The sequence below is a fragment of the Streptomyces sp. NPDC006259 genome, assembly GCF_042870975.1.
Lineage (GTDB): Bacteria > Actinomycetota > Actinomycetes > Streptomycetales > Streptomycetaceae > Streptomyces.
The window spans coordinates 608,529-628,722 of sequence record NZ_JBIAHY010000002.1 but is presented as its reverse complement, the minus strand read 5'-3'; the positions used below and the strand labels follow the sequence as shown (position 1 = coordinate 628,722).

At 74.0% G+C, this 20,194-nt stretch carries 18 protein-coding genes; 6 read left to right on the top strand and 12 right to left on the bottom strand.

Going from position 1 to position 20,194, the window contains the following annotated elements; genetic code table 11:
- Nucleotides 1-102: 102 nt before the first annotated feature.
- Together ACFYO5_RS08810 and ACFYO5_RS08805 are read right to left on the bottom strand one after the other, a co-directional pair.
- The gene (locus ACFYO5_RS08810; protein ID WP_388705877.1) at nucleotides 103-1,317 is read right to left on the bottom strand and encodes an acyl-CoA dehydrogenase family protein; all 1,215 of its coding nucleotides are present in this window, start codon (nucleotides 1,315-1,317) and stop codon (nucleotides 103-105) included.
- Nucleotides 1,318-1,423: 106 nt separating this feature from the next.
- Complete coding sequence (locus ACFYO5_RS08805; RefSeq protein ID WP_388705875.1) at nucleotides 1,424-1,798, bottom strand: ferredoxin; 375 nt, start codon at nucleotides 1,796-1,798, stop codon at nucleotides 1,424-1,426.
- A 503-nt stretch (nucleotides 1,799-2,301) separates the two neighbouring features.
- On the opposite strand from ACFYO5_RS08805, the gene ACFYO5_RS08800 reads away from it, so the two are divergent.
- Nucleotides 2,302-2,667 (top strand): DUF6479 family protein, encoded by a 366-nt coding sequence (locus ACFYO5_RS08800; RefSeq protein ID WP_388705872.1) that lies wholly within the window; start codon nucleotides 2,302-2,304, stop codon nucleotides 2,665-2,667.
- Between the two features lie 217 nt (nucleotides 2,668-2,884).
- Nucleotides 2,885-3,085, top strand: a complete 201-nt coding sequence (locus ACFYO5_RS08795; protein ID WP_388705869.1) for a hypothetical protein — start codon at nucleotides 2,885-2,887, stop codon at nucleotides 3,083-3,085.
- A gap of 99 nt (nucleotides 3,086-3,184) precedes the next feature.
- Here the strand turns inward: ACFYO5_RS08795 and ACFYO5_RS08790 are convergent, their stop codons facing one another.
- Entirely contained in the window at nucleotides 3,185-5,581 is a 2,397-nt protein-coding gene (locus ACFYO5_RS08790) for an ATP-binding cassette domain-containing protein (protein WP_388705866.1), read from the bottom strand.
- Nucleotides 5,582-5,874: 293 nt separating this feature from the next.
- Between ACFYO5_RS08790 and ACFYO5_RS08785 the strand changes: the two genes are divergently transcribed.
- Nucleotides 5,875-7,440, top strand: a complete 1,566-nt coding sequence (locus ACFYO5_RS08785) for a PAS domain S-box protein (protein WP_388705863.1) — start codon at nucleotides 5,875-5,877, stop codon at nucleotides 7,438-7,440.
- Between the two features lie 78 nt (nucleotides 7,441-7,518).
- On the opposite strand, the gene ACFYO5_RS08780 is transcribed toward ACFYO5_RS08785, so the two are convergent.
- The 4 genes from ACFYO5_RS08780 to ACFYO5_RS08765 form a co-directional block, all read right to left on the bottom strand.
- Nucleotides 7,519-8,655, bottom strand: coding sequence for a RimK family alpha-L-glutamate ligase (locus ACFYO5_RS08780; protein WP_388705861.1), 1,137 nt, complete (start codon nucleotides 8,653-8,655; stop codon nucleotides 7,519-7,521).
- A 322-nt stretch (nucleotides 8,656-8,977) separates the two neighbouring features.
- On the bottom strand, nucleotides 8,978-9,130 hold the full coding sequence (locus ACFYO5_RS08775; RefSeq protein WP_388705859.1) for a hypothetical protein: 153 nt from the start codon (nucleotides 9,128-9,130) through the stop codon (nucleotides 8,978-8,980).
- A 145-nt stretch (nucleotides 9,131-9,275) separates the two neighbouring features.
- Complete coding sequence (locus tag ACFYO5_RS08770; RefSeq protein WP_388705856.1) at nucleotides 9,276-9,737, bottom strand: RpiB/LacA/LacB family sugar-phosphate isomerase; 462 nt, start codon at nucleotides 9,735-9,737, stop codon at nucleotides 9,276-9,278.
- A 167-nt stretch (nucleotides 9,738-9,904) separates the two neighbouring features.
- Nucleotides 9,905-10,789 (bottom strand): hypothetical protein, encoded by an 885-nt coding sequence (locus ACFYO5_RS08765; protein WP_388705853.1) that lies wholly within the window; start codon nucleotides 10,787-10,789, stop codon nucleotides 9,905-9,907.
- Between the two features lie 404 nt (nucleotides 10,790-11,193).
- On the opposite strand from ACFYO5_RS08765, the gene ACFYO5_RS08760 reads away from it, so the two are divergent.
- The gene (locus ACFYO5_RS08760; protein ID WP_388705850.1) at nucleotides 11,194-12,570 is read left to right on the top strand and encodes a Tat pathway signal sequence domain protein; all 1,377 of its coding nucleotides are present in this window, start codon (nucleotides 11,194-11,196) and stop codon (nucleotides 12,568-12,570) included.
- Nucleotides 12,571-12,587: 17 nt separating this feature from the next.
- Here the strand turns inward: ACFYO5_RS08760 and ACFYO5_RS08755 are convergent, their stop codons facing one another.
- Nucleotides 12,588-13,130 (bottom strand): hypothetical protein, encoded by a 543-nt coding sequence (locus tag ACFYO5_RS08755; RefSeq protein ID WP_388705847.1) that lies wholly within the window; start codon nucleotides 13,128-13,130, stop codon nucleotides 12,588-12,590.
- Nucleotides 13,131-13,435: 305 nt separating this feature from the next.
- Here ACFYO5_RS08755 and ACFYO5_RS08750 point away from each other — a divergent pair, with 305 nt between their 5' ends.
- Entirely contained in the window at nucleotides 13,436-14,044 is a 609-nt protein-coding gene (locus ACFYO5_RS08750) for a hypothetical protein (protein WP_388705845.1), read from the top strand.
- An 11-nt stretch (nucleotides 14,045-14,055) separates the two neighbouring features.
- Here the strand turns inward: ACFYO5_RS08750 and ACFYO5_RS08745 are convergent, their stop codons facing one another.
- A complete protein-coding gene (locus ACFYO5_RS08745) occupies nucleotides 14,056-14,619 on the bottom strand; it encodes a TetR/AcrR family transcriptional regulator (RefSeq protein ID WP_388707152.1) in 564 nt (187 codons plus the stop codon).
- Nucleotides 14,620-14,808: 189 nt separating this feature from the next.
- Between ACFYO5_RS08745 and ACFYO5_RS08740 the strand changes: the two genes are divergently transcribed.
- Nucleotides 14,809-15,684: an NAD(P)-dependent oxidoreductase gene (locus ACFYO5_RS08740; protein WP_388707149.1), complete on the top strand. Its 876-nt coding sequence runs from the start codon at nucleotides 14,809-14,811 to the stop codon at nucleotides 15,682-15,684.
- Nucleotides 15,685-15,740: 56 nt separating this feature from the next.
- Here ACFYO5_RS08740 and ACFYO5_RS08735 read toward each other — a convergent pair whose 3' ends face one another.
- The 3 genes from ACFYO5_RS08735 to ACFYO5_RS08725 form a co-directional block, all read right to left on the bottom strand.
- On the bottom strand, nucleotides 15,741-16,574 hold the full coding sequence (locus ACFYO5_RS08735) for a hypothetical protein (protein ID WP_388705843.1): 834 nt from the start codon (nucleotides 16,572-16,574) through the stop codon (nucleotides 15,741-15,743).
- A 141-nt stretch (nucleotides 16,575-16,715) separates the two neighbouring features.
- Nucleotides 16,716-19,289 (bottom strand): FtsX-like permease family protein, encoded by a 2,574-nt coding sequence (locus tag ACFYO5_RS08730; RefSeq protein ID WP_388705840.1) that lies wholly within the window; start codon nucleotides 19,287-19,289, stop codon nucleotides 16,716-16,718.
- Entirely contained in the window at nucleotides 19,289-20,077 is a 789-nt protein-coding gene (locus tag ACFYO5_RS08725) for an ABC transporter ATP-binding protein (protein ID WP_388705838.1), read from the bottom strand. Before ACFYO5_RS08725 ends, ACFYO5_RS08730 begins: the two co-directional genes overlap by 1 nt.
- Nucleotides 20,078-20,194: the final 117 nt, after the last annotated feature.

The window sequence follows — 20,194 nt, the reverse complement described above, 5'->3', positions numbered from 1 at the left end:
CCGGTCGCCTCCGCTGTGCCGGAGCCGCTGAGCCCGCCGGCCGTGCCGGTGTGCGTGGAGCCGTCGACGGTCGCGGCCCCCACTACGGCGGTCCCCCGCGGGTCAACGCCGCACCCGGGGCATCCCCAGGCCGATCCAGGAGATGATCTCCCGCTGGATCTCGTTGTTGCCGCCGCCGAAGGTGAAGATCACGGCGGAGCGGTAGCCGCGTTCGAGTTCGCCGTGCAGGACGGCGCCGGCCGAGCCCTCCTGGAGCGCCGCGGGGGCGGCGACGACCTCCATCAGCCAGGCGTAGGCGTCCCGGCGGGCCTCGGAACCGTAGACCTTGACGGCCGAGGCGTCCTGCGGGGTCAGGGTGCCGTCCTGGAGGGCGCCCACCATCTGCCAGTTGAGGAGCTTGAGGGCGTCGAGCCTCACGTGGGTGCGGGCGAGGAGGCGGCGGACCCAGGGCAGGTCGACGACGCGTCGGCCGTCGGCGAGCTTGGTGCCGGTCGCCCAGCGCTGGACGTCGTGCAGGGCGCGGATGGCCATGGTGCCGTGCGCGGCGAGTGTCACGCGCTCGTGGTTGAGCTGGTTGGTGATCAGCCGCCAGCCCTCGTTCTCGGCGCCGACCCGGCGGGAGACGGGGACCCGCACGTTCTCGTAGTGGCTGGCGGTGGTGTCGTGCGAGGCGAGGGTGCGGATGAGCGTGCAGGAGTAGCCGGGGTCGCTGGTCGGCACGAGGAGCATGGTGATGCCCTTGTGGGGCGGGGCGTCGGGGTCGGTGCGCACCGCGAGCCACACCCAGTCGGCGGTGTCGCCGTTGGTCGTCCAGATCTTCTGGCCGTTGACGACGTACTCTCCCCCACTCTCGGCTTCGCCCGAGCGGGAGGTGCCCCCGTCGTCCCGCACCGCGCGCGTCCTCAGGGCGGCGAGGTCGGTGCCCGCGTCGGGTTCGCTGTAGCCGATGGCGAAGTCGATCTCGCCGGCGAGGATCCTCGGCAGGAAGTACGCCTTCTGCTCGTCCGTTCCATAGCGCATGATCGTCGGACCGACGGTGTTGAGCGCCATCAGCGGCAGGGGCACGCCGGCCTGGGCGGCCTCGTCGAAGAAGACGAACTGCTCGATCGGCGTGAGTCCGCGCCCGCCGTACTCCTTCGGCCAGCCGACGCCCAGCCAGCCGTCCGCGCCGAGCCTGCGGATGGTCTCGCGGTAGAAGCGCTTCGCGGCGACGGGGTCGGCGTGCCGGGCGTAGGCGTTGTCCGGAACCAGCTCGGCGAAGTAGGCGCGCAGTTCGGTGCGCAGCCGCAGCTGCTCGGGCGTGTGGTCGAGGTGCACGGCGCCTCCTGGCTTCCCAAGGCCGGTCTCCTGACGGCGCACACCGTAGAACGTGTTTCAGTAATTGGGAATGCCGGTCACCGACCCGGCGATGACGGTCACCACCTCACTCCAGCGTCTTGAGGAAGTCGGTGCAGGCCTGGGCGCAGGCGCGGCAGACGGCGGCACCGTCCTCGGCGCCGGGGTGCCGGTCGAAGACGTGCGCGGTCTCCAGGCAGACGGTCCGGCACCATTCCACCTGGACGCGGATACCGGCCTCGTCCACCCGGTTGTCCTCGGACAGCACCCGGCAGGTCGCGTCACAGACCTCCGCGCACATGATCCCCTTGCGTCGTACGAGTTCCTGCTGTTCCGTTCCCCCCGGATCCACGAGGCTCGCGCGCAGCGCGCAGACCCGCGCACACTCTGTGCACGCCTGGGCACATGCGAAGCGGTCCTCCAGGAACCGGAAGAGTTCCTGTTGGGATGTCGTCGAAGTCACACAGCGCGGGTAGCCGCGGCGGGCCGCGCCAAACCCGGCAGGGAGGCGTCGGCAGCCGAAGGCGTCCTTGGCCCGGAGAAGTCCTTGAAGCCCTTGCCGAAGCCCTTGCCTCCGGCGGGGAACGAGGCGGGCAGCATGCGGGGAGCGGGGCGGGCAGCATGCGGGCCACGCCGGGATCCGCGCGGAGCGCGGCCGGCGGCGCAAGGGACCTCGCGGAGAGAGGGAGCCCGGCCGGCCCGGCACCCGGCGCTACGGCGCGGCCACCGGTGCCGCTACCGCCGGTGGCCCAGCGCGGCCACCCTGCCACCTGGCCTTGCAGCGCGGCCTGACACGGCAGCGCGGCCACCTGGCACAGCAGCGCGGCGCTCAGCGCCGATCCGCCCAGCGCAACGGCCGGCCACGGCAGCGCGACGGCCTCGCACCCGCGGCGCGGTGACCGGGCGTGCGGAGCGACGAGGGCCCGCAAGACGGTTCACGCCCCATTTGAGGGGTATTCAGCCGATATGACTAGCGCAAGCACGCAGTTGGCCGCCACGAGCGGCCTGCTCAGCATGGGCATGTTCATGGTCGGTGTCGTCCTGCTGGCCCTGCTGGGCGGCAGCTTCTGGCTGGGCGCGCGCGTGAAGGAGCGGGAGCTGCCCCGGCCGCGCCCCGAGGATCAGCCGCACCTGCCCCCGGAGGGGCCGGTGCACGAGGTCCGGGAGATCCGGGAGCCCGACGAGGTACCGCGGACCCCGAAGGGCGGACGCGCCCTCACGCCGTACGAACTGACCAACATGCGGACGCGTCCCAGTACGTCGAAGTCCCGGCCGCGCTGGAGTTCGGGCAGCAGCGGTTCGTTCGGCGGGGGCGGACTGGGCGGCCACTGAGCCCGGTCCCCCGCACGGGCCCCGCCCCTCCAGGACGTCGCGCAGCGCGAACGGAGTGGGACCCACGGCGCAAGGCCGACGACGGCCGTGGCACGCCGCCCCTGCCCGACCACGACCACCTGCCCGTCGACGGTCTGGAAAGTCGCGTGCGGTCGCTGTCCACCGAAGAGGTGGAGGACTGCTCGCCCACGAACGGACGCACGCCGACCGCCTGCCCGTGGCCGAGGCGCTGACGTCCCGCCCGGAGCGGGTGGAGGCGGGCGCCGAGCCGGCCTCGGGTGACCCGGGTGCGCGGCGCCCCGAGCTGTCCGTCGGCCGGCCGGTGCGGCCGCCTCGGCCCGCACCGCGCGGGGTCGCCGTGCTGGACCATCACCGTCCGCCCGCCGTCGAGGGCGACCTCGGCGAGGTTCCCGGATAGCGGGCGTACCCGGACGACGGCCGCAGCGGTCAGCCGCGCCGCGGCGGCACCGATGCGTCAGGAGGCGTCACCGCTCCCAGGCATCGGCGGCGCGGCCCGTCAGGCGCCGACGTACGCCGCCAGGTGCTCGCCGGTGACGGTGGAGCGGGCGGCGACGAGTTCGGCCGGGGTGCCCTCGAAGACGATCCGGCCGCCGTCGTGTCCGGCGCCGGGGCCGAGGTCGATGATCCAGTCGGCGTGCGCCATGACCGCCAGGTGGTGTTCGACGACGACGACCGACCTGCCGGAGTCGACCAGCCGGTCGAGCAGGCCGAGCAACTGCTCCACGTCCGCGAGGTGCAGGCCGGTGGTCGGTTCGTCGAGCACGAAGACGGATCGGCTGCCGCCCTTGTCGCCCATGTGGGTGGCCAGTTTGAGCCGCTGCCGCTCGCCGCCGGACAGCGTGGTGAGCGGCTGCCCGAGGGTGAGATAGCCGAGTCCGACGTCGGCGAGCCGGCCGAGGACGCGCTGCGCGGCGGGGGTGTGCGCCTCACCGGAGCCGAAGAACTCCTCGGCCTCGGCCACCGGCATCGCGAGCACCTCGCTGATGTCCCGGCCACCGAGGTGGTGGTCGAGCACCGCCGCCTGGAACCGCTTGCCCTCGCAGTCCTCGCAGGTGGTGGCCACGCCGGCCATCATCGCCAGGTCGGTGTAGACGACACCGGCGCCGTTGCAGGCGGGGCAGGCGCCCTCGGAGTTGGCGCTGAACAGGGCCGGCTTCACGCCGTTGGCCTTGGCGAACGCCTTGCGGATCGGGTCGAGCAGTCCGGTGTACGTCGCCGGGTTGGACCGCCGCGAACCCCTGATCGGGCTCTGGTCGACGGACACCACGCCCACGTCGGCGGGGATCGACCCGTGGACGAGCGAACTCTTGCCGGAGCCGGCGACACCGGTGACGACGGCGAGCACGCCGAGCGGGATGTCCACGTCGACGCCCTGGAGGTTGTGCGCCCTCGCGCCGCGGATCTCCAGCGCCCCGGTGGGCTCGCGCACGGACTCCTTCACGGCGGCCCGGTCGTCGAGGTGGCGGCCGGTGACGGTGTCGGCGGCCCGCAGCCCCTCGACCGTGCCCTCGAAGCAGATGGTGCCGCCCGCCGTACCCGCGCCGGGGCCGAGGTCGACGACGTGGTCGGCGATCGCGATCGTCTGCGGCTTGTGCTCCACGACGAGCACGGTGTTGCCCTTGTCCCGCAGGCGCAGCAGCAGATCGTTCATCCGCCGGATGTCGTGGGGGTGCAGGCCCGCCGTGGGCTCGTCGAAGACGTACGTGACGTCCGTGAGCGAGGAGCCGAGGTGGCGGATCATCTTGACGCGCTGGGCCTCGCCCCCCGACAGGGTGCCCGCCGGCCGGTCGAGCGAGAGGTAGCCGAGGCCGATCTCCGCGAACGAGTCGAGGGTCTGCCCCAACGCCGTGAGCAGCGGCGTCACCGACGGCTCGTCGAGCTTGCGGATCCACAGGGCCAGGTCGGTGATCTGCATCGCGCAGGCGTCCGCGATGCTGACCCCCTCGATCTTCGACGACCGGGCGCCCTCGCTGAGCCGGGTCCCGTCGCACTCGGGGCAGACGGTGAAGGTCATGGCCCGCTCGACGAACGCGCGCACATGCGGCTGGAGCGCGTCGACGTCCTTGGCGAGCATCGACTTCTGGATCTTCGGTATGAGGCCCTCGTACGTCAGGTTGACGCCGTCGACCTTGATCTTGGTCGGCTCCTTGTGGAGGAGGTCGTGCAGTTCGGTCTCGGAGTACCCGCGGATCGGCTTGTCCGGGTCGAAGAAGCCGCAGCCGGTGAAGATACGGCCGTACCAGCCGTCCATGCTGTAGCCGGGGATCGTGAGCGCGCCCTCGTTGAGCGACTTGCTGTCGTCGTAGAGCTGGGTGAGGTCGATGTCGGAGACCGTGCCCCGGCCCTCGCAGCGGACGCACATGCCGCCGGTGCGGTGGTAGGTCGCCTTCACCGTCTTCCTGGCGCCTCGTTCGACGGTGATGCCGCCGCTGGCCCGCACCGAGGCGGTGTTGAAGGAGTAGGCGCTGGGCGGCCCGATGTGCGGCCGGCCGAGCCGGCTGAAGAGGATCCGCAGCATCGCGTTGGCATCGGTGGCGGTGCCGACCGTGGAGCGGGGGTCGGCGCCCATCCGCTGCTGGTCGACGATGATCGCGGTCGTCAGCCCTTCGAGGACGTCGACGTCGGGTCTCGCCAGCGTGGGCATGAAGCCCTGCACGAAGGCGCTGTACGTCTCGTTGATCAGTCGCTGCGACTCGGCGGCGATCGTGTTGAAGACCAGCGAACTCTTGCCCGAGCCGGACACCCCCGTGAACACGGTCAGCCGGCGCTTGGGGATCTCGACGCTGACGTCCTTGAGGTTGTTCACGCGCGCGCTGTGCACCCGGATCACGTCATGGGTGTCGGCGGCGTGCGTCGCGGACGACCTGGTGTCCGTCCTCTTCGCGGGGCTCATCGACTGTCTCCGTCCGTCGTGCCGGGCATCGCCCCCACGTTATGTGCTGCGGGAGGCCCGGCGCTTCTCGAATCCTGATCGAACGGGTCCCTCCCTCCTCGGCCGCGCGGGCGAGAAACCATGCCGTCCCGGGCGGGCCGGCGGCGGAGCACCGCGGAAGCGGCCCGCCCCGCCCACACCCGGACCTCGATCGGCCGGCTTCGGGCGTGACCGGTCAGTAAGCGACATACCGGAGCGGGGAGGGGGTGGAGGCGCTGTGATGGCCTGAATCGTCGCGCGAAGTGAGGTGGATCATGGCCGACTTGGTGCAGGCGCAACCGGCGGAACCACGGTACGGCTGCCGCGCCCCCGTGCCGGAGAAGATCCCGGGTGCCGCGGAGGAGCGGTTCCGGGGGCTGCTGGAGGCGGCGCCGGACGCGATGGTCATCGTCGACGACCGGGGCACCATTCGCCTCGTCAACGCCCAGACCGAGGCCCTGTTCGGCTACCGCCGCGAGGAACTCCTCGGTCGCCCGGTCGAGTTGCTGCTGCCCCACCGCTTCCGCGCCCAGCACACCGGGCACCGCGGCGGGTACACGGCCAACCGCCAGGTCCGGCCCATGGGCGCCGGACTGGAACTCCTCGGGCTGCGCGCGGACGGCACCGAGTTCCCCGTCGAGATCAGCCTGAGCCCGCTGGAGACCGGCGACGGGCTCCTCGTGTCGGCGGCGGTCCGCGACGTCTCCGACCGCAAGGCCGCCGAGGCCCGCATCAACGAGCTGGCCGCCCTCGTGGAGTCCTCGCAGGACGCCATCCTCGCCCACACCCTCGACGGATACATCACCTACTGGAACGCGGCGGCGCAGCGCCTGTACGGCCACACCGCCGACGAGGCCATCGGCCGGCACGTCTCCCTGCTGGCCCCGCCGGAGCTGCGCGGCGAGGTCAGGGCCCTGCTGAGGCGGCTGCGACGGGGCCACAAGGTCGAGCACTTCGAGACGCTCAGGGTCACCCGCACCGGTGCGCTCCTGGACGTGGACGTGACCCTGTGGCCGACCCGGGACACCCACGGCACGGTGGTCGGGGCGTGCGCGATCGTGCGGGACATCAGCGACCGCAAACGCGCCCAGGCCGAGCTGACCGAGTTGTACGAGCAGCAGCGGCACATCGCCCTCACCCTCCAGCGCAGCCTGATGGGGACGCCGCCCGCGCTGCCCGGTCTGGCCACCGCCAGCCGCTACCGGCCGGCCACCCAGGGCGCCGGGGTGGGCGGCGACTGGTTCGACCTCGTGCCGCTGGGCGCCGGCCGGGCGGGTGTGCTGATAGGCGACGTGATGGGGCGGGGGCTGGAGGCCGCCGCCGTGATGGGCCAGCTCCGTTCGGCCGCGCACGCGCTGGCGAAGACCGGCATGCAGCCGCGGCAGCTGATGCGGGCGCTGGACACCTGCGTCGCCGACCTGGACGTGCCCGACCAGCTCGTCACCTGCTGCTATCTGGTGATCACCCCGAGAACGGGCACGGTGACGATCTGCTCGGCGGGCCATCTCCCCGTCCTGGTCGCCGACGTCGGCGGTGGCGTACGGGCGCTCGACTGCCCGGTCAACATGCCTCTGGGCGTCGGCTCCGTCCCGTTCGAACAGGCCCGCACGCGGATACCGCCGGGAGCCACCCTGGTGCTGTACACGGACGGCCTGATCGAGACGCCGGGCAGCGACATCGCCTTACGTCTCGATGAACTGTCCTTGCTGATAAAGGAGTTGTTCGCCGAAGCGCCTTGCCTGGAGACGGCGGCCGACCAGGTGCTCGCGGGTCTGCTGCCGGACCCGGAGAGCCACAACGACGACGTGACCCTTCTGCTGGCGCGGTTGCCGACTGCGTAGCGGTCCGGGTTCCGCATGCCGTCGGCGCCCTCGCCGACGGCCGGGAGTGCGGCCGTCGGCGAGGGCGGACGACCGGGTTCACGCCGGGGCGGTGAAGTCCCGGCGGCCGGTTCCGATCGGCCGGGTCAGGCGCGGCTGCCGTGCCGCGCGAGGACCGCTCGCCGCGCGGGCGTGGTACGCGTCCAGGTGCGCCTGGACGTAGGGGACGGCCACGGTCTCGAGTTCGCCGTCGACGAAGGCGGGCTGCACGTTCACCTCGAAGACGACGCCGCCGTTCTCCACGGCCAGGTCGACCCCGGCGAAGGGCAGGCCGACCGACGCGGTGGCGGCTACGGCGAGTTCGGCGAGCCGGGGCGGCAGGTCCGGCGGGGCGATGTGGACGGGCGTGGCGCCCTGGCAGGTGTTGCAGGGCGTGTCGGCGGCGGGCTGGAGGTGCTCACGGGCGTGCACGACGCGTCCGCCGAGGACGAAGACACGGAACTGGTGGCGCAGACCGTCGGCGGTGAAGTTGCCCGCGTCGCGGGAGAGCATCCAGTCGGTGCCGTGTTCGGCGTAGTAGACGGTGGCCGCCTCAAGCCGGGCGTGGGTGGTGACGTGGAAGGTGTCGTTGCCGCCGGTGCCGACGACGGGCCGCGCCCAGGTGTCGCCGCCGAGCCGCTCGAACGCCTCGGCGGCCTCGCGGGCGGTGGGGCGGGACAGCACGGCGGTCTCCATCTGGGCGATGCCGTCCCGGCGGAAGCGTGCCACGGTGAGGTTCTTCTCCGTCGCGGTCCGCCAGGCGTCGGGGTTGGTGCCGAGCGTGACCACGTCATGGCGTTCCAGGAGTCCCTGGAAGCCGGCCAGGGCACGGCGGCGGTGCGGCGGGATCTCGTACAGCACGACGATGTCCGGCACGAAGTCCAGCCCCTCTTGGGGGACGTGCAAGCGTAAGCGGCCCCCGTCGCCGACGCCGCGACCGGTCGCTCCGCCGGGTCCGGCGACTCCGGTGGCTCCGGTCGCTGCGATTGCTCCGCCCACTCCGGTCGCTTGGGCCGCGGCGGTTGCTCCGGTCACTCCGGTCACCGTGGTCACTCCGGTTGTTTCGGTCTCGAAGTGGCGGGAGTCGATCCGCACCGGCGGTGTGCCGGTGAGCTGTTCCACGGCGTCGGCGAGGTAGTCGCGGCAGCCTTCGGGCGACGTGGGGTCGGCGATCAGGGCGATGCACGGTCGGAACACAGCGGCCTCCAGTGGCTCTCGACGCGCGCTCGTACCGCTGGCCCGGCTGCGCGGCCCGAACGGCGTCACGGTGTGGTGCCTGTCGCGCGGGTGGTCCTCGCACCCGTCGCCCCGGGAGCCGCGCCGGGTCCGGACGGCCGCCGGGGCCGGGGCCGGCCGGTGACCACGCAAGGTGGCGTTCGCCCCGCCGGTCCGTGCCGCGGGGCGGGCCGACCACTCTAGGCACCGGGACCGGCGCCGTGACAGGGCGCACGGCCGCCCCGCTCCTGCCCCTCCCCCTGCGCCGTCCGCCCCGGCCCGTGCGCCCTGCCCGGTGTCCGGGTCAGCCGGCCCGGGCCCGGTCGTCGGCGACCTCGGGGAGACCGGTTCCGTGGACGCGGATCCCGTCGTGGTGGCGCAGCCGGGCGTCCTCCATCCGCCGGCGTACGGCCGCGGCGCGCACCGCCGGGCCGGGAAGGCGGTGGGTGACGTCCACGACCGGGCGAGAACGGTCGAGGTCGCTTCGGACGACCCGGGCCTGGGGCCGAGGCGAACACCGGACCCTCAGGACGGCGGTGCCGGCCGAATGCCGGCCCCGCGCGGGTGCCGAGGCCGGCCGTCGGCGCACGCCGGCGGCGCCGTCAGGAAATCGTCCCGTCGCCGCCCCGGGCGATGCCGTCGACGTGCAGGACGTTCGCCCGGTCCTCGTCGTCCTCGCTGGCCTCGGCGGCGAACCAGGCGTCGAGGATCTCCTTCAGCAGCGGCTCGGAGGTGAGGCGCAGGCTGAGGGCGAGGACGTTCGCGTCGTTCCAGCGGCGTGCGCCCGCGGCCGTACCGGCGTCGGTGCACAGCGCCGCGCGGACGCCCGGCACCTTGTTCGCGGCGATGGACGCGCCCGTGCCCGTCCAGCAGCACACGACGGCCTGTTCCGAGGTCCCGTCGGACACCTCCCGGGCCGCCGCTTCCGAGCACACCGCCCACTGCGGGTCCGAACCGGGCCGCAACGCACCGTGCGGCACCACGTCGTGCCCGCGTCCGCGCAGCTCCGCGACGAGCGCGCGGGCCACGGGTTCGTCCATGTCGGAGGAGACGGAGATCCGCATGCTCTGGAGGGTACTGAGGCGGGCGGGCGGCGTCGCGCCGGGAGAACACGAACCGGGCGGGAAGCTGCCCCGAGGCAGGCCCGGAGGAGTGGCCCGAGGCAGGCCCGGGAGGAGTGTCCCGAGCAGGCCCAGGGGGAGAGGCGCACTCCCCTCCCGCTCCCCCACCCCTACTCCTCCGGCTCGTCCGCCTCCGTGACGGCGGGGAGCCCGACCGGGTTGCCGTCCGGGATGAGGCCCGACTCGCGGACGGTGCGGGCCAGCAGGGCGAGGAGGCCGCCGAGGCGGGCCGTGGCGTCGGGGCCCAGGGCCGCCCAGGGGGCGGCCGCCGCGGCATCCGTCCCGGCCTCCACGGTCGCGCGGACGGCCGTCCCGGCGGGGGTGAGCCGGCCGTCGTCGGTGAGCAGACCGCGGTCGCGCAGCCCGGCCTGTGCCGTCCGCCAGGCCCTGAGGTCCCACTTGCGGGTCTGCCGCAGCAGTTCCTCGTCCGACTCCGCCGCCGCGCACTTCAGCACCATGGCCTCGACCGGGCCGAGGCCCTGGCCGACCAGTACGGCGATGTGTCCGTCCCCGCGGTGTTCGCGCAGCGTGGTGACCGCCTGCCAGAGCCTGACGTGCGGCTGTGCCGGACGCGGGAGGGCCTGGTTGGCGGCGCCGAGGACGCGTCCGGCCGTGTCGGCCGCCTGCGCCGCGTCCCACGCGAGGTCGGCCGCCTCGGCCAGCGCGGCGGAACCGACCGTGTCCGCTCCGAAGACGCGGGTCATCGCGGCGTCCATGGCCCGCTCGCGCGCCGCGAGGACGTCGGCCGGATCGGCGTACCGCCAGGCGTCGGGGACGGCACGTGCCACGCGGTCGGGATGGAAGACGTAGAAGGAACTGGTGACGACGGAGGCCGGAACGGGGCCGAGGGGCGCGGCACGGAAGGCGAAGTAGCCCATCCAGAAGCCGCGCATCCCGAGATCCTCGGCGGCCCGGTGCGCCTCGGGGGCGAAGTAGACCAGGTCATGCACGAGTTCGAACCGCTCCCACATCGCCCGCACGACGCCGCCGCCCACCGCATGCCTCCCGGCTCACCGATCCCCTGCCCGCCGGGAGGCAGCATGCGCCACGACAGCCACGGCGAACAAGCCCCCGGCCGGGCTGTCGGGAGACGCAGACGCGGCGTCGGTGTGCCGACGGGGCGCCGCGGCACCGTGCGCGCCCCCTCCCCGACACGTCGTCCCGCCCGAGGTGTTGAGCCCGGTGCGTCGTCCCTGAACGCGGAACCGCTCGTCCCCGCGCAGGCGTTGACCCGGCCCGTACCCCACAGCAGAATGAGCGCGCATCGGCTTGAGAGCGCTCTCAAGTTGGCGGGTGCGTAGGCGAGAGCGCTCCCGCGGCTCGCGTGCGTCTCCAGGCGTCCCTGCTCCCGCTCCCCCGCTGCACCTGTTCCCGCTCCCCCGCATCAACGAGGAGATCCATGACCGGCAGCCAAGGCCCGGCGTTCAGTCGTCGTGCGCTCATCGGGACCGGACTCGGCGTCGGCGCCGCCGTGCTCACCGCGGGTGGGTCCGGTGTGGCCCACGCGAACGCGCCCGCTTCGCCGGAGCGCCGGGCTCACGCCTTCCTCGCCGCCGCCATGGACGCCTATCCGCGGCACGGCCCCCTCCGGCTGGCACAGAGCTACACCGATCAGGCGGGTCTGTTCAGCACCGCCTTCACCTACGACAACGCCCTCGCCGTCCTCGCGGCGCTCGCGTCCGGCGGCGCGGACGGCCTGAGCCGTGCCGTGGCTCTCGGAGACGCGCTGCTGTACGCGCAGAACCACGACCCCGTGTACGACGACGGCCGGCTGCGGCAGGCGTACAACGTGGGGCCCTACACCTTCTACGACGGCTCACCGCAGCCGGACGGGTTCGTGCGGGCGGACGGCACGGCCAACGTCGGCACGCAGTTCGGCTTCACGGGGACCGCCGTGGGCGACATGGCCTGGGCCGGGATCGCGCTGGCCGCGCTCGCCAGGCGGACCGGCCGGACCCGCTTCCTCGACGGTTGCGTGCGGATCGGTGAGTGGATCGAGCGCGTCGGCCGCACCGACCAGCCCCTGGGCGGCTACCGGTTCGGCGTCGACGGGGCGGACGAGCGGCTGCCGTTCAGCTCGACCGAGCACAACACCGACCTGGTGTGCCTGTTCGGACGGCTCGCGCGGCTCACCGGGGACCGGGTGTGGCGGGAGCGGCGGGCACGGGCCGCGGCCTTCGTCGCGACCATGTGGGAGCCGTCCGGCGGCTTCTTCTACACCGGGACCAACGACGGCGTGACGGTCAACACCTCCCCGGTCCCGGAGGACACGCAGACCTGGACCCACCTGGCGCTCCCCTCCCGCGCGCACTCCCGCTCACTGGACTGGGCGCGGACCGAACTGGCCGTCCTCGACACGGCGGCCCGGCGCAACAGCACGGTGCCCGCGGGCCAGTCGTACGAGGGCGTCACCTTCAGCTCCGCGAGCCTGCTGGCGAAGGAGGACGCCCCGATCGCCGAGGGGCAGCCCAGGCCGGACCGCGACGGGGTGTGGTTCGAGGGCACGGCCCACCTGGCGCTCGCCCTGCGCGAGCGGCACGCCCCGGGTGACGAGGCCCGCGCCCGGCGGCTGCTCGCCTCCGTCGAGCGGGCGCAGGACAAGCTCGGCCGCGACCAGACCCTGGGCGGCAGGCCGGTGGCCGCCGGCTCCGGTGTCGTCTCGGCGAGCAGCCCGCTCGACACCGGTTTCGGCTTCGGCTACTACCCCTACCGGCACACCGGCGCCACCGCCTGGTACCTGCTGGCGGCGGCCCGCGTCAATCCGCTGCGGGCCTGACCGGTCCGCACCCGCCACTACGACGCGCCGGGCTCCGCTCCGATGCCCCGCAACTCCCGGATCGTCCCGCCGAGCCTGCCGCGGAACCTCTCCAGCGTCTCGGGCTCGGCGCTGACGACCCATCGGGTTCCCACCAGGTACGTGCCGCCGTACACGCTCGCGGAGTCCAGCCAGGTCTCCTTGAGCCTCTCCTGCGGGAACGTGGTGATGAGGTAGCCACCGTCCTCGGTGGTGCACGCGCCCTGGCGCAGTTCGTCGGCCTCGATGCGGATGTCGGCCTGGCAGCCGGTGAGGCCGGCGATCACCTCGACCTTCGCCGGGGCCACGACCCCGGCCGCGGGGGCGGCGGAGATCTTCGCCGGGTCGCTGTTCAGCGCCGGCTCGTCCGCGGATTCGTCGGCGCTGCCGCCGCAGGCCGTGGCGAGGCAGAGGAGGGCCAGGCCGCCGACGAGTGCGGCACCTCGCAGCACGGCGGCGGCCGGGGTGCCTCGCACGAGGCGGGCGGCGGTGATGGTGGCGGTGGTGCGGCCGGTGTGTGCTCGCCGCGACTGCTGTGGCACGTGCCTCTCCGTCTTCCGGTCCCGGACTGGGCCCGGCCGCGTCGGCGACCTGGGCGTACGACTGCCCAGGGATACGGCCGCTCCGTGGAGGTCGTTCACGTCCCGGGGGGCCGCGGGCCCGTCCGCACGCCGCCGAGGCACCGCCCCGGAGGCGATTCTCCCGTACGGCCGAGGGCCCTCAGCCGTTCTTCCGCGCGGCGTGAGGACGGGTGCACACCCTCTCGCGGCAGCCGTCCGCGGGGCCGCCGCCGGGATGTTCTCGCGCGTTGCGGGTAGAGCTGCCCCAGGAAGACCGGAGGGAGCCCATGTCCCCTGTGACACGACGTGCGGCCTGCTGGGCGGCCACCGCCGCCGCTCTCGTCCTCGTCGGCGCCTGTGACGGCGGCGGCACCGGCGACGACGCGGCGCGGACGACGTCGGCACCGCCGCCCACCGTCTCGACGGCGCCGCCCACGGCCGGCGGTTCCGCGGCGCCCACGGCTCCGTCCCCCACCCCCACCGGTACCGCCCCCGAGGACCCGGAAGGGGCCGAGCGGGACATCCGGGCCGCGTGGGAGACCCTCTTCGACCCGGAATCCTCCGTCGACGACCGCAGCCGGGTGGTGGAGGACGGCCCGCAGAACTCCCTGATGATCGAGAACCTCTTCGCCGACCGACTGGGCAGCCGGCTGCGCGCCACGGTGACCTCCGTGGCGTACACGACGTCCCAGGACGCCGCCGTCGGTTACACGCTCACCCGCGACGGCCTGCCGCTGGACGCCGGCGGACCGGGGGCGGCGGTCCGGCAGGACGACGTCTGGAAGGTGGCGTTGCGCACGGTCTGCGCGCTGACCGGGCACGCCGAGGACGCGCCCAGGGCGCCGAGTTGCGACGCGTCCGGTCCGCCGTCGGCCACGGCGGGGACGCGGCCGTAGCGCCACCGGGTTCAGCCCTGGTGGTTCACCGCGGCGTCGAGCAGCGGGCCGAGTTCGCGGGCGACGCTCGTCAGGGCCCGCACGTCCCGCTCGGCGCGGGCGATGAGGATGGCGCCCTCCAGCGCTCCGATCATGAGCGTGGCCAGCGGTGCGGCCCGCTCCGGCGGCACTCCCATCCCGGCCAGCGCCTCGGCCACGGCGCCGTTCCAGGTGGCGAACGCCGCGGAGGCGGCTTCCCTGGTGGACTCGGCGGACTCGGCGCAGTCCACCGTGGCCGCGGCGACGGGACAGCCGCCCGCGAACCCGTCCGACGCGTACTCGTCGGTCCACTGACGCACCATCTCGCGGAACAGCCCGCTCGGCGTCGGCTCGGGCAGCACGGCCAGGAACCGGGCCACTCGGCCGGCCGCGTAACGGCCGGCCCAGCCCACCGCCTCGTTGACCAACTGCTCCTTGCCACCGGGGAAGTAGTGCTGGAGCGAGCCCCGCGGTGCCCGCGCGTGCGCGGCCACCTCGCGCATGCCGGTGGCGCCGACGCCGTCGCGCCGGATGAGCTGGGCCGCGCTGAAGACCATCCGCTCGCGCGGCCCCCGTTCGGACGGCGCCACCGTCGACCTCCCCGTGTCCTGTCGCGACTGACCGACTCCCACCCTATGACGCCGGTCATGAACTCGCCTACCATGACCGGTGTCATAGTCGTCGGTCCGCGACGGCACTGGCTCCGCCTCGGCACGGGGCGCGCGAAGGTCCCGGAAAGGCAGCACATGACGTACGTCGGTTTTCTCGGCCTCGGGGTCATGGGGCAGCCCATGGCCCTCAACCTCGCCCGCGCCGGGACGCCCCTCACCGTGTGGAACCGCACCCCCGACCGCTGCGCGCCCCTGCGTGCCGCCGGCGCCGAGGTCGCGGCGAGCCCCACCGAGGTCTTCGACCGGGCCGGCACGGTGATCCTCATGCTGGCCGACGAGACCGCCGTCGACGCGGTCCTCGGGCGCGGCAGCCCCGGCTTCGCCGCGCGCGTCGCCGGACACACCGTCGTCCACATGGGCACGACCTCCCCCGAGTACTCCGGCGGCCTGCGGGACGACATCCGGGCCGCGGGCGGCCGTTACGTCGAGGCGCCGGTGTCCGGTTCCCGGGGTCCGGCGGAGCAGGGGGAGCTGGTGGTCATGCTGGCGGGCGAGGACGACGCCGTGGCGGCCGTACGCCCGGTGCTCGCCCCGCTGTGCCGCGAGACGTTCGCGTGCGGGCAGGTCCCGGGCGCGCTGCTGATGAAGTTCTCGGTGAACCTGTTCCTCATCACCCTGGTCACCGGCCTGGCCGAGGCCTTCCACTTCGCCGGCCGGCACGGGGTCGACGGGCGTCTGCTGCGGGACGTCCTGGACGCCGGCCCGATGGCCAGCGCGGTCTCCCGTGCGAAGGCGCCCAAACTGCTGGCGCGCGAGTTCTCCGTCCAGGCGGCGGCCGCGGACGTCCTCAAGAACAACCGGCTGATCGCGGAGGCCGCCCGCGAGGCGGACCTGGCCTCCCCGCTGCTCGACGTCTGCCACGCCCTCTACGCCGAGACGGTCGAACAGGGTCACGGCGGGGAGGACATGGCCGCCGTCCTGTACGCGCTGGAGTCCCGGACCGACGGCTGAGCGGCACCCGGTTCTCCGTCGCCGCCCCGGCCGTCACACCTGCCGACGGTGCGCGGTCAGCGACCGTACGGGCCGACCATGTCGCGCGGGCGCTGGAACCACTGCACCGCGCTGCGCTGGTTGAGCAGGGTCACGACGACGATCGCGCCGATCAGCGGGAACCCTCCACCCCCGTTGCCCTGGGCGAGCCCGCCGATCGACATCGCGATCTGCAGGGAGGCCAGAGCGATCGAGGCGATCCGCACCCCGTTGCCGGCCGTCGGGTACCGGAACGACAGGAAGAACAGCACCCAGCCCATCAGGTTGGCGCCCATGAGCCGGCCGGCGGCCTCCGCGCCGGAGCCGAACCCCCACACCAGGACGATCAGCAGCGCCAGCCCCGCCATCACCCAGCTCACGATCTGGGCGCCGCGCACCGAGCCGGGCATGACGGGCGCCGGAGCGGGCGGGTAGGGATGGACGCCGTACGCGCCGGGGACCCCGTACGGTGCTGCCGGGGCGCCCGCCGGCGGGGCCCCGAAGACTCCGGGTGCGGGCGGCGGCGTGGCCCCGAAGACTCCGGGTGCGGGCGGCGGCGGGTAGGCGCCGCCCGGCATCGCGGCCGGCGGACCGTAGGGGCCGCCCTGCCCGGCGGGGTCACCGCCGTACTGCCCGGCGGGCTGGGCGTAGGGGTTGTGGGCGGGCGGATGCTCGTTCGACATGGCCATGACCTTATCCAGTCGGCGGCGCGGCGAGGTGGCCGGGCCGTCCGGCGCCACCTGCGGGAAGAGGGCTGTGGCCGACGTCGGGGAGGGGGTCCCCGCGTTCGCCGGATCCGCCCCCGCCCGCAGCGTCTCGGCCCTGCCCGTCGTGCCCGTCACCGACACCGACACCGACGTGGGCATCGACATCGACGAGGCGTCCGTCGAGCGGCGGGCCGAGTCCGTGAGGGACGCGACGGAGTCGGTCGCGCCCAGGGTCGTGCGGGAGCTGCACGGCGGCGGCCCGTCCTGCTCCGCCAGGTGGCTCTCCGGTGCTCCACCACCCCCGCGTCACTCCTTCGTCCCGATGGCGTCCACCGGGCGCACCCGGAGCATGAGCCGGGTGGGCACCATGGCGCCCGCCACCGCCAGCAGCGCCGTCGACCCGACGATCGCGAGCCAGCCCGTCACCGGCACGGTCGGCCAGGGACCGCCGGTCAGCGCCAACGCGACCAGGGCCAGCGGCGGGACCGAGAGCAGCGTCCCCAGGCCCCCGCCGACGGCCGCCACCGTGAGGCTCTCGCGCCGTACCATCCCCCGCACCTGCGAGCGGCTGCCGCCGGTCAGCCTCAGCAGCGCGAACTCGCGTCGACGGGTCACGGTGTTCATCGCCTGCGTGTTGACGACCGTCAGAGCGGTGTAGGCGATGATCAGGCCGACGACCACGTAGTTCACCCACGCCAGCGCGCGCTGCTCCTCGACCTGGGCGTCGACCGCCAATGCTCCGCCCACGGTGGTGCCCGGATAGTCGCGCGCCAGAGCCGTCAGCCGGGCCGCGGTGTCCGCGGCGTCGGACGCCGACCGGATCAGCACGGATTGGTCGACTCCCGTCGTGGTGTGCGACAGCAGCAGGTCGTGGTCGAAGGTGAGGTCGGCGAAGCCGAGCCCTCGTCCGTACACGGCGATCACCTCACCGGAGAAGGGCGTGCCGTCCCCGAGGTACAGCCGCGCCCGGTCGCCGACGTCGAGGCCCAGCCAGGAGGCCGCCGTCGTGCTGAGGGCGACGGTGTCCGGTGCCAGGGCGGACAGGTCTCCCTCGCGGGTGCCGAGATCGACGGTGGCGGTCAGCGCCGACGGCCGGAGCCCCTGTGCGGTCAGGGAGACGGCCTCCTCCTCACCGAGCAGCGAACCCACGCCGATGGCCTCGGAACGGACCACACCGGTGGCGGCCGCCACCCCGGGCAGCTCGGCGGCCCGTGCGGCGAGGCCCGGCGGCAGGCCGGCGGGGGCGGTCAGCACGTGATCGGCCACCGTCCCGGAGCGCATCTCGTCGGCCGCCCGGCTCAGTTGGGTGGTCTGGGTGAAGACGACCGTCGAGGCGAAGGACACCGCCAGGACGAGCGGGGTGACGGCGGCCGCGGTGCGGGCGGCGCCGGCGCGCGAGTTCGCCGCCGCGAGCCGGCCGGTGACGCCGGTCCGGACGAGCAGCGGGGTGAGGAGGGCCGTCGCGGCGCGGCTGATCAGCGGGCCGAGCACCGCGGCGGCGATCACGAGCAGCAGGACCAGGGAGTTGGCCAGTCCCACCAGGGTCAGGAAGTCGGTGCGGGAACCGAGACCGAGGCTCAGCACGGCGACGGCCGTCGCGAGCAGGAGGCCGCCTGTCACCAGGCGGCCGCGGCCGATGCCCGCGGGCTCGTCCGACGCCTCGCGCAGCGCCTCGGTGGGGCGGACGCGGGCCGCCCGCCGGCCCGCGACGAAGGCGGCGGTGACCGCGGTGAGGACGGTGGCGGCCACGGCGGCGAGGAACGGGAGCGGACCGACGACCGGCCGGAAGTCGGGCGGGACGAGGCCGCGCCCGGCGAACTGACCGCTCAGCCAGAACACGACACCGACACCGAGGGGACAGCCGAGCACGCCCGCGATCAGGCCGGTGGCCGCGGACTCCGCCGTGATCATGCGGTGCAGCTGTCCCGGAGTGGTGCCGATGGCGCGCAGCAGGGCCATCTCCCGGCGGCGGTGACGGACGGCCAGGGAGGTGGTGGCGCACAGCACGAACACGGCCACGAGCAGGACGTTGCCGCCGATGGCGGTGGCGAGTTCCACCAGGTTGGCCGCACCGGCCGCGATGTCGGTGAACTCCGCCTCACCGCGTCCCTCGCCGGTGTACACGGCCGCGTGCCGCCCCGCCGGCAGCCGTTCGATCCTGGAGGCCACTTCGGAGGTCCGGGTGCCGGGTGTGGTGAACACGCCGAAGGCGTCGACGGACGCACCTGACCGAGGGGCCAGCCGCTCCATCGCGGCCCCGGAGGCGAACAGCACCGACTGCCGCGGGGAGCGGCCGTCGTCGAGGCTCACTAGTCCGGCCACCTCGAAGGTGAGGGGGGTGGACGCCGTCATGAGCCGTACGCTGTCGCCTGTCCGGAGCCCGGCGCGGTCCGCGAGATCGGCGTCCAGCACGACCTGACGGGCACCCTTGGGACGGTGTCCCTCGGTGAGGCGGAAGCCGCCCAGGACGCGGCTCTCCCAGGTGTGCGCCTGCGGTACGGCACCGTTGGCCCCCGTCACGGCGCGGTCCCCGTCCAGCAGGCGGACCGTGGCGCGGCGGTCGGGCACCACGGAGGCGACACCGTCCACCGTGGCGAGGTCGCCGGCCAGGGTGGCGTCGAGCCGCGGCCGTTCGGGCAGCGACTGCGAACTGCGGTAGTCGGATCCGTCGGCCGACTTCACGTCCAGGTCGACGGACTGCCGGCCGGCGACGATCAGCGGGGCCTTGGCGTACCGCTCGGGCGGCAGGGTGGAGCGCAGCCCGGATTCGAGAAGCACACCGCAGGCGCTGATCACGGCCGCGCCCAGCAGGAGGGCGGCGAACGTGGCGGCGAAGGCCCCGCCGCGGGCGCGCAGCGTGGCGAGGGCGATGCGCAGCATCAGTGGTTCCTCCGCAGTTCGGTCATGACGCTCTTGACCTGTGCGGCGGAGGGCGCGTCCACGCGGCCCGCCACGCGTCCGCCGGCCAGGAAGACCACCAGGTCGGTGTGCTGGGCGGCGACCGGATCATGGGTGACCATCACCACCGTCTGGTGGAGGTCGGTCACCGCCTGCCGGAGCAGGGCGAGGACGTCCTCGGCCGTGTCCGGGTCGAGCGCGCCGGTCGGCTCGTCCGCGAAGATGACTTCGGGGCGTGTGATGAGGGCGCGGGCGATGGCGACACGCTGCTGCTGTCCGCCGGAGAGCTGCGCGGGCCTGCGGCCGAGCAGTCCCGCGAGCCCCACCGCGGCCGTGACGCTCCCGACCGAGTCGTGGTCCGTCCTGGTCCCCGCCAGCCGCAGAGGCAGGGTGATGTTCTGCTCCACGGTGAGCGAGGGCAGCAGATTGAACGCCTGGAAGACGAACCCGATCCGGGTCCGACGGAACCGTGTCAGCTGTGTCTCGTCCAGTTCGCCCAGGTCCTGGCCGCCGAGCTGGACGGTTCCGGACGTGGGCCGGTCCAGCCCGGCGGCGCAGTGCAGGAAGGTGCTCTTCCCCGAGCCGGAGGGGCCCATGACGGCGGTGAAGCTGCCGGCGGCGATGCCGGTACTGACCTGGTCGAGCGCGACGACCGCGGACGGGCCGCGGCCGTACTCCTTGGTCACCTCGGTCAGCCGTACGGCGCTTCGTGCCGGATCGATGCCGATGGGGGCGCCGGGGGACGTTCTCCGGCTGCGTGCTCCGAGCATGGTCGAACCTCGAGGTCGGTGGCGGGTGCGTCCCTCCAGTCCACCGGCGTCCGCTACCCCCGGCCTCCGTCTCGGCGCCGAATCCCGCGCTCCGCCGGGCGGGCGAGAGGAGCGAGG

Excerpts from the sequence above, each read along its gene's own strand:
- ACFYO5_RS08760 (WP_388705850.1), top strand. The coding sequence starts at position 11,194 with ATGACCGGCAGCCAAGGCCCGGCGTTCAGTCGTCGTGCGCTCATCGGG.
- ACFYO5_RS08730 (WP_388705840.1), bottom strand. The coding sequence starts at position 19,289 with ATGCTGCGCATCGCCCTCGCCACGCTGCGCGCCCGCGGCGGGGCCTTC.
- ACFYO5_RS08785 (WP_388705863.1), top strand. The coding sequence starts at position 5,875 with ATGGCCGACTTGGTGCAGGCGCAACCGGCGGAACCACGGTACGGCTGC.
- ACFYO5_RS08735 (WP_388705843.1), bottom strand. The coding sequence starts at position 16,574 with ATGTCGATGCCCACGTCGGTGTCGGTGTCGGTGACGGGCACGACGGGC.
- ACFYO5_RS08800 (WP_388705872.1), top strand. The coding sequence starts at position 2,302 with ATGACTAGCGCAAGCACGCAGTTGGCCGCCACGAGCGGCCTGCTCAGC.
- ACFYO5_RS08745 (WP_388707152.1), bottom strand. The coding sequence starts at position 14,619 with ATGGTCTTCAGCGCGGCCCAGCTCATCCGGCGCGACGGCGTCGGCGCC.
- ACFYO5_RS08740 (WP_388707149.1), top strand. The coding sequence starts at position 14,809 with ATGACGTACGTCGGTTTTCTCGGCCTCGGGGTCATGGGGCAGCCCATG.
- ACFYO5_RS08725 (WP_388705838.1), bottom strand. The coding sequence starts at position 20,077 with ATGCTCGGAGCACGCAGCCGGAGAACGTCCCCCGGCGCCCCCATCGGC.
- ACFYO5_RS08750 (WP_388705845.1), top strand. The coding sequence starts at position 13,436 with ATGTCCCCTGTGACACGACGTGCGGCCTGCTGGGCGGCCACCGCCGCC.
- ACFYO5_RS08770 (WP_388705856.1), bottom strand. The coding sequence starts at position 9,737 with ATGCGGATCTCCGTCTCCTCCGACATGGACGAACCCGTGGCCCGCGCG.
- ACFYO5_RS08790 (WP_388705866.1), bottom strand. The coding sequence starts at position 5,581 with ATGAGCCCCGCGAAGAGGACGGACACCAGGTCGTCCGCGACGCACGCC.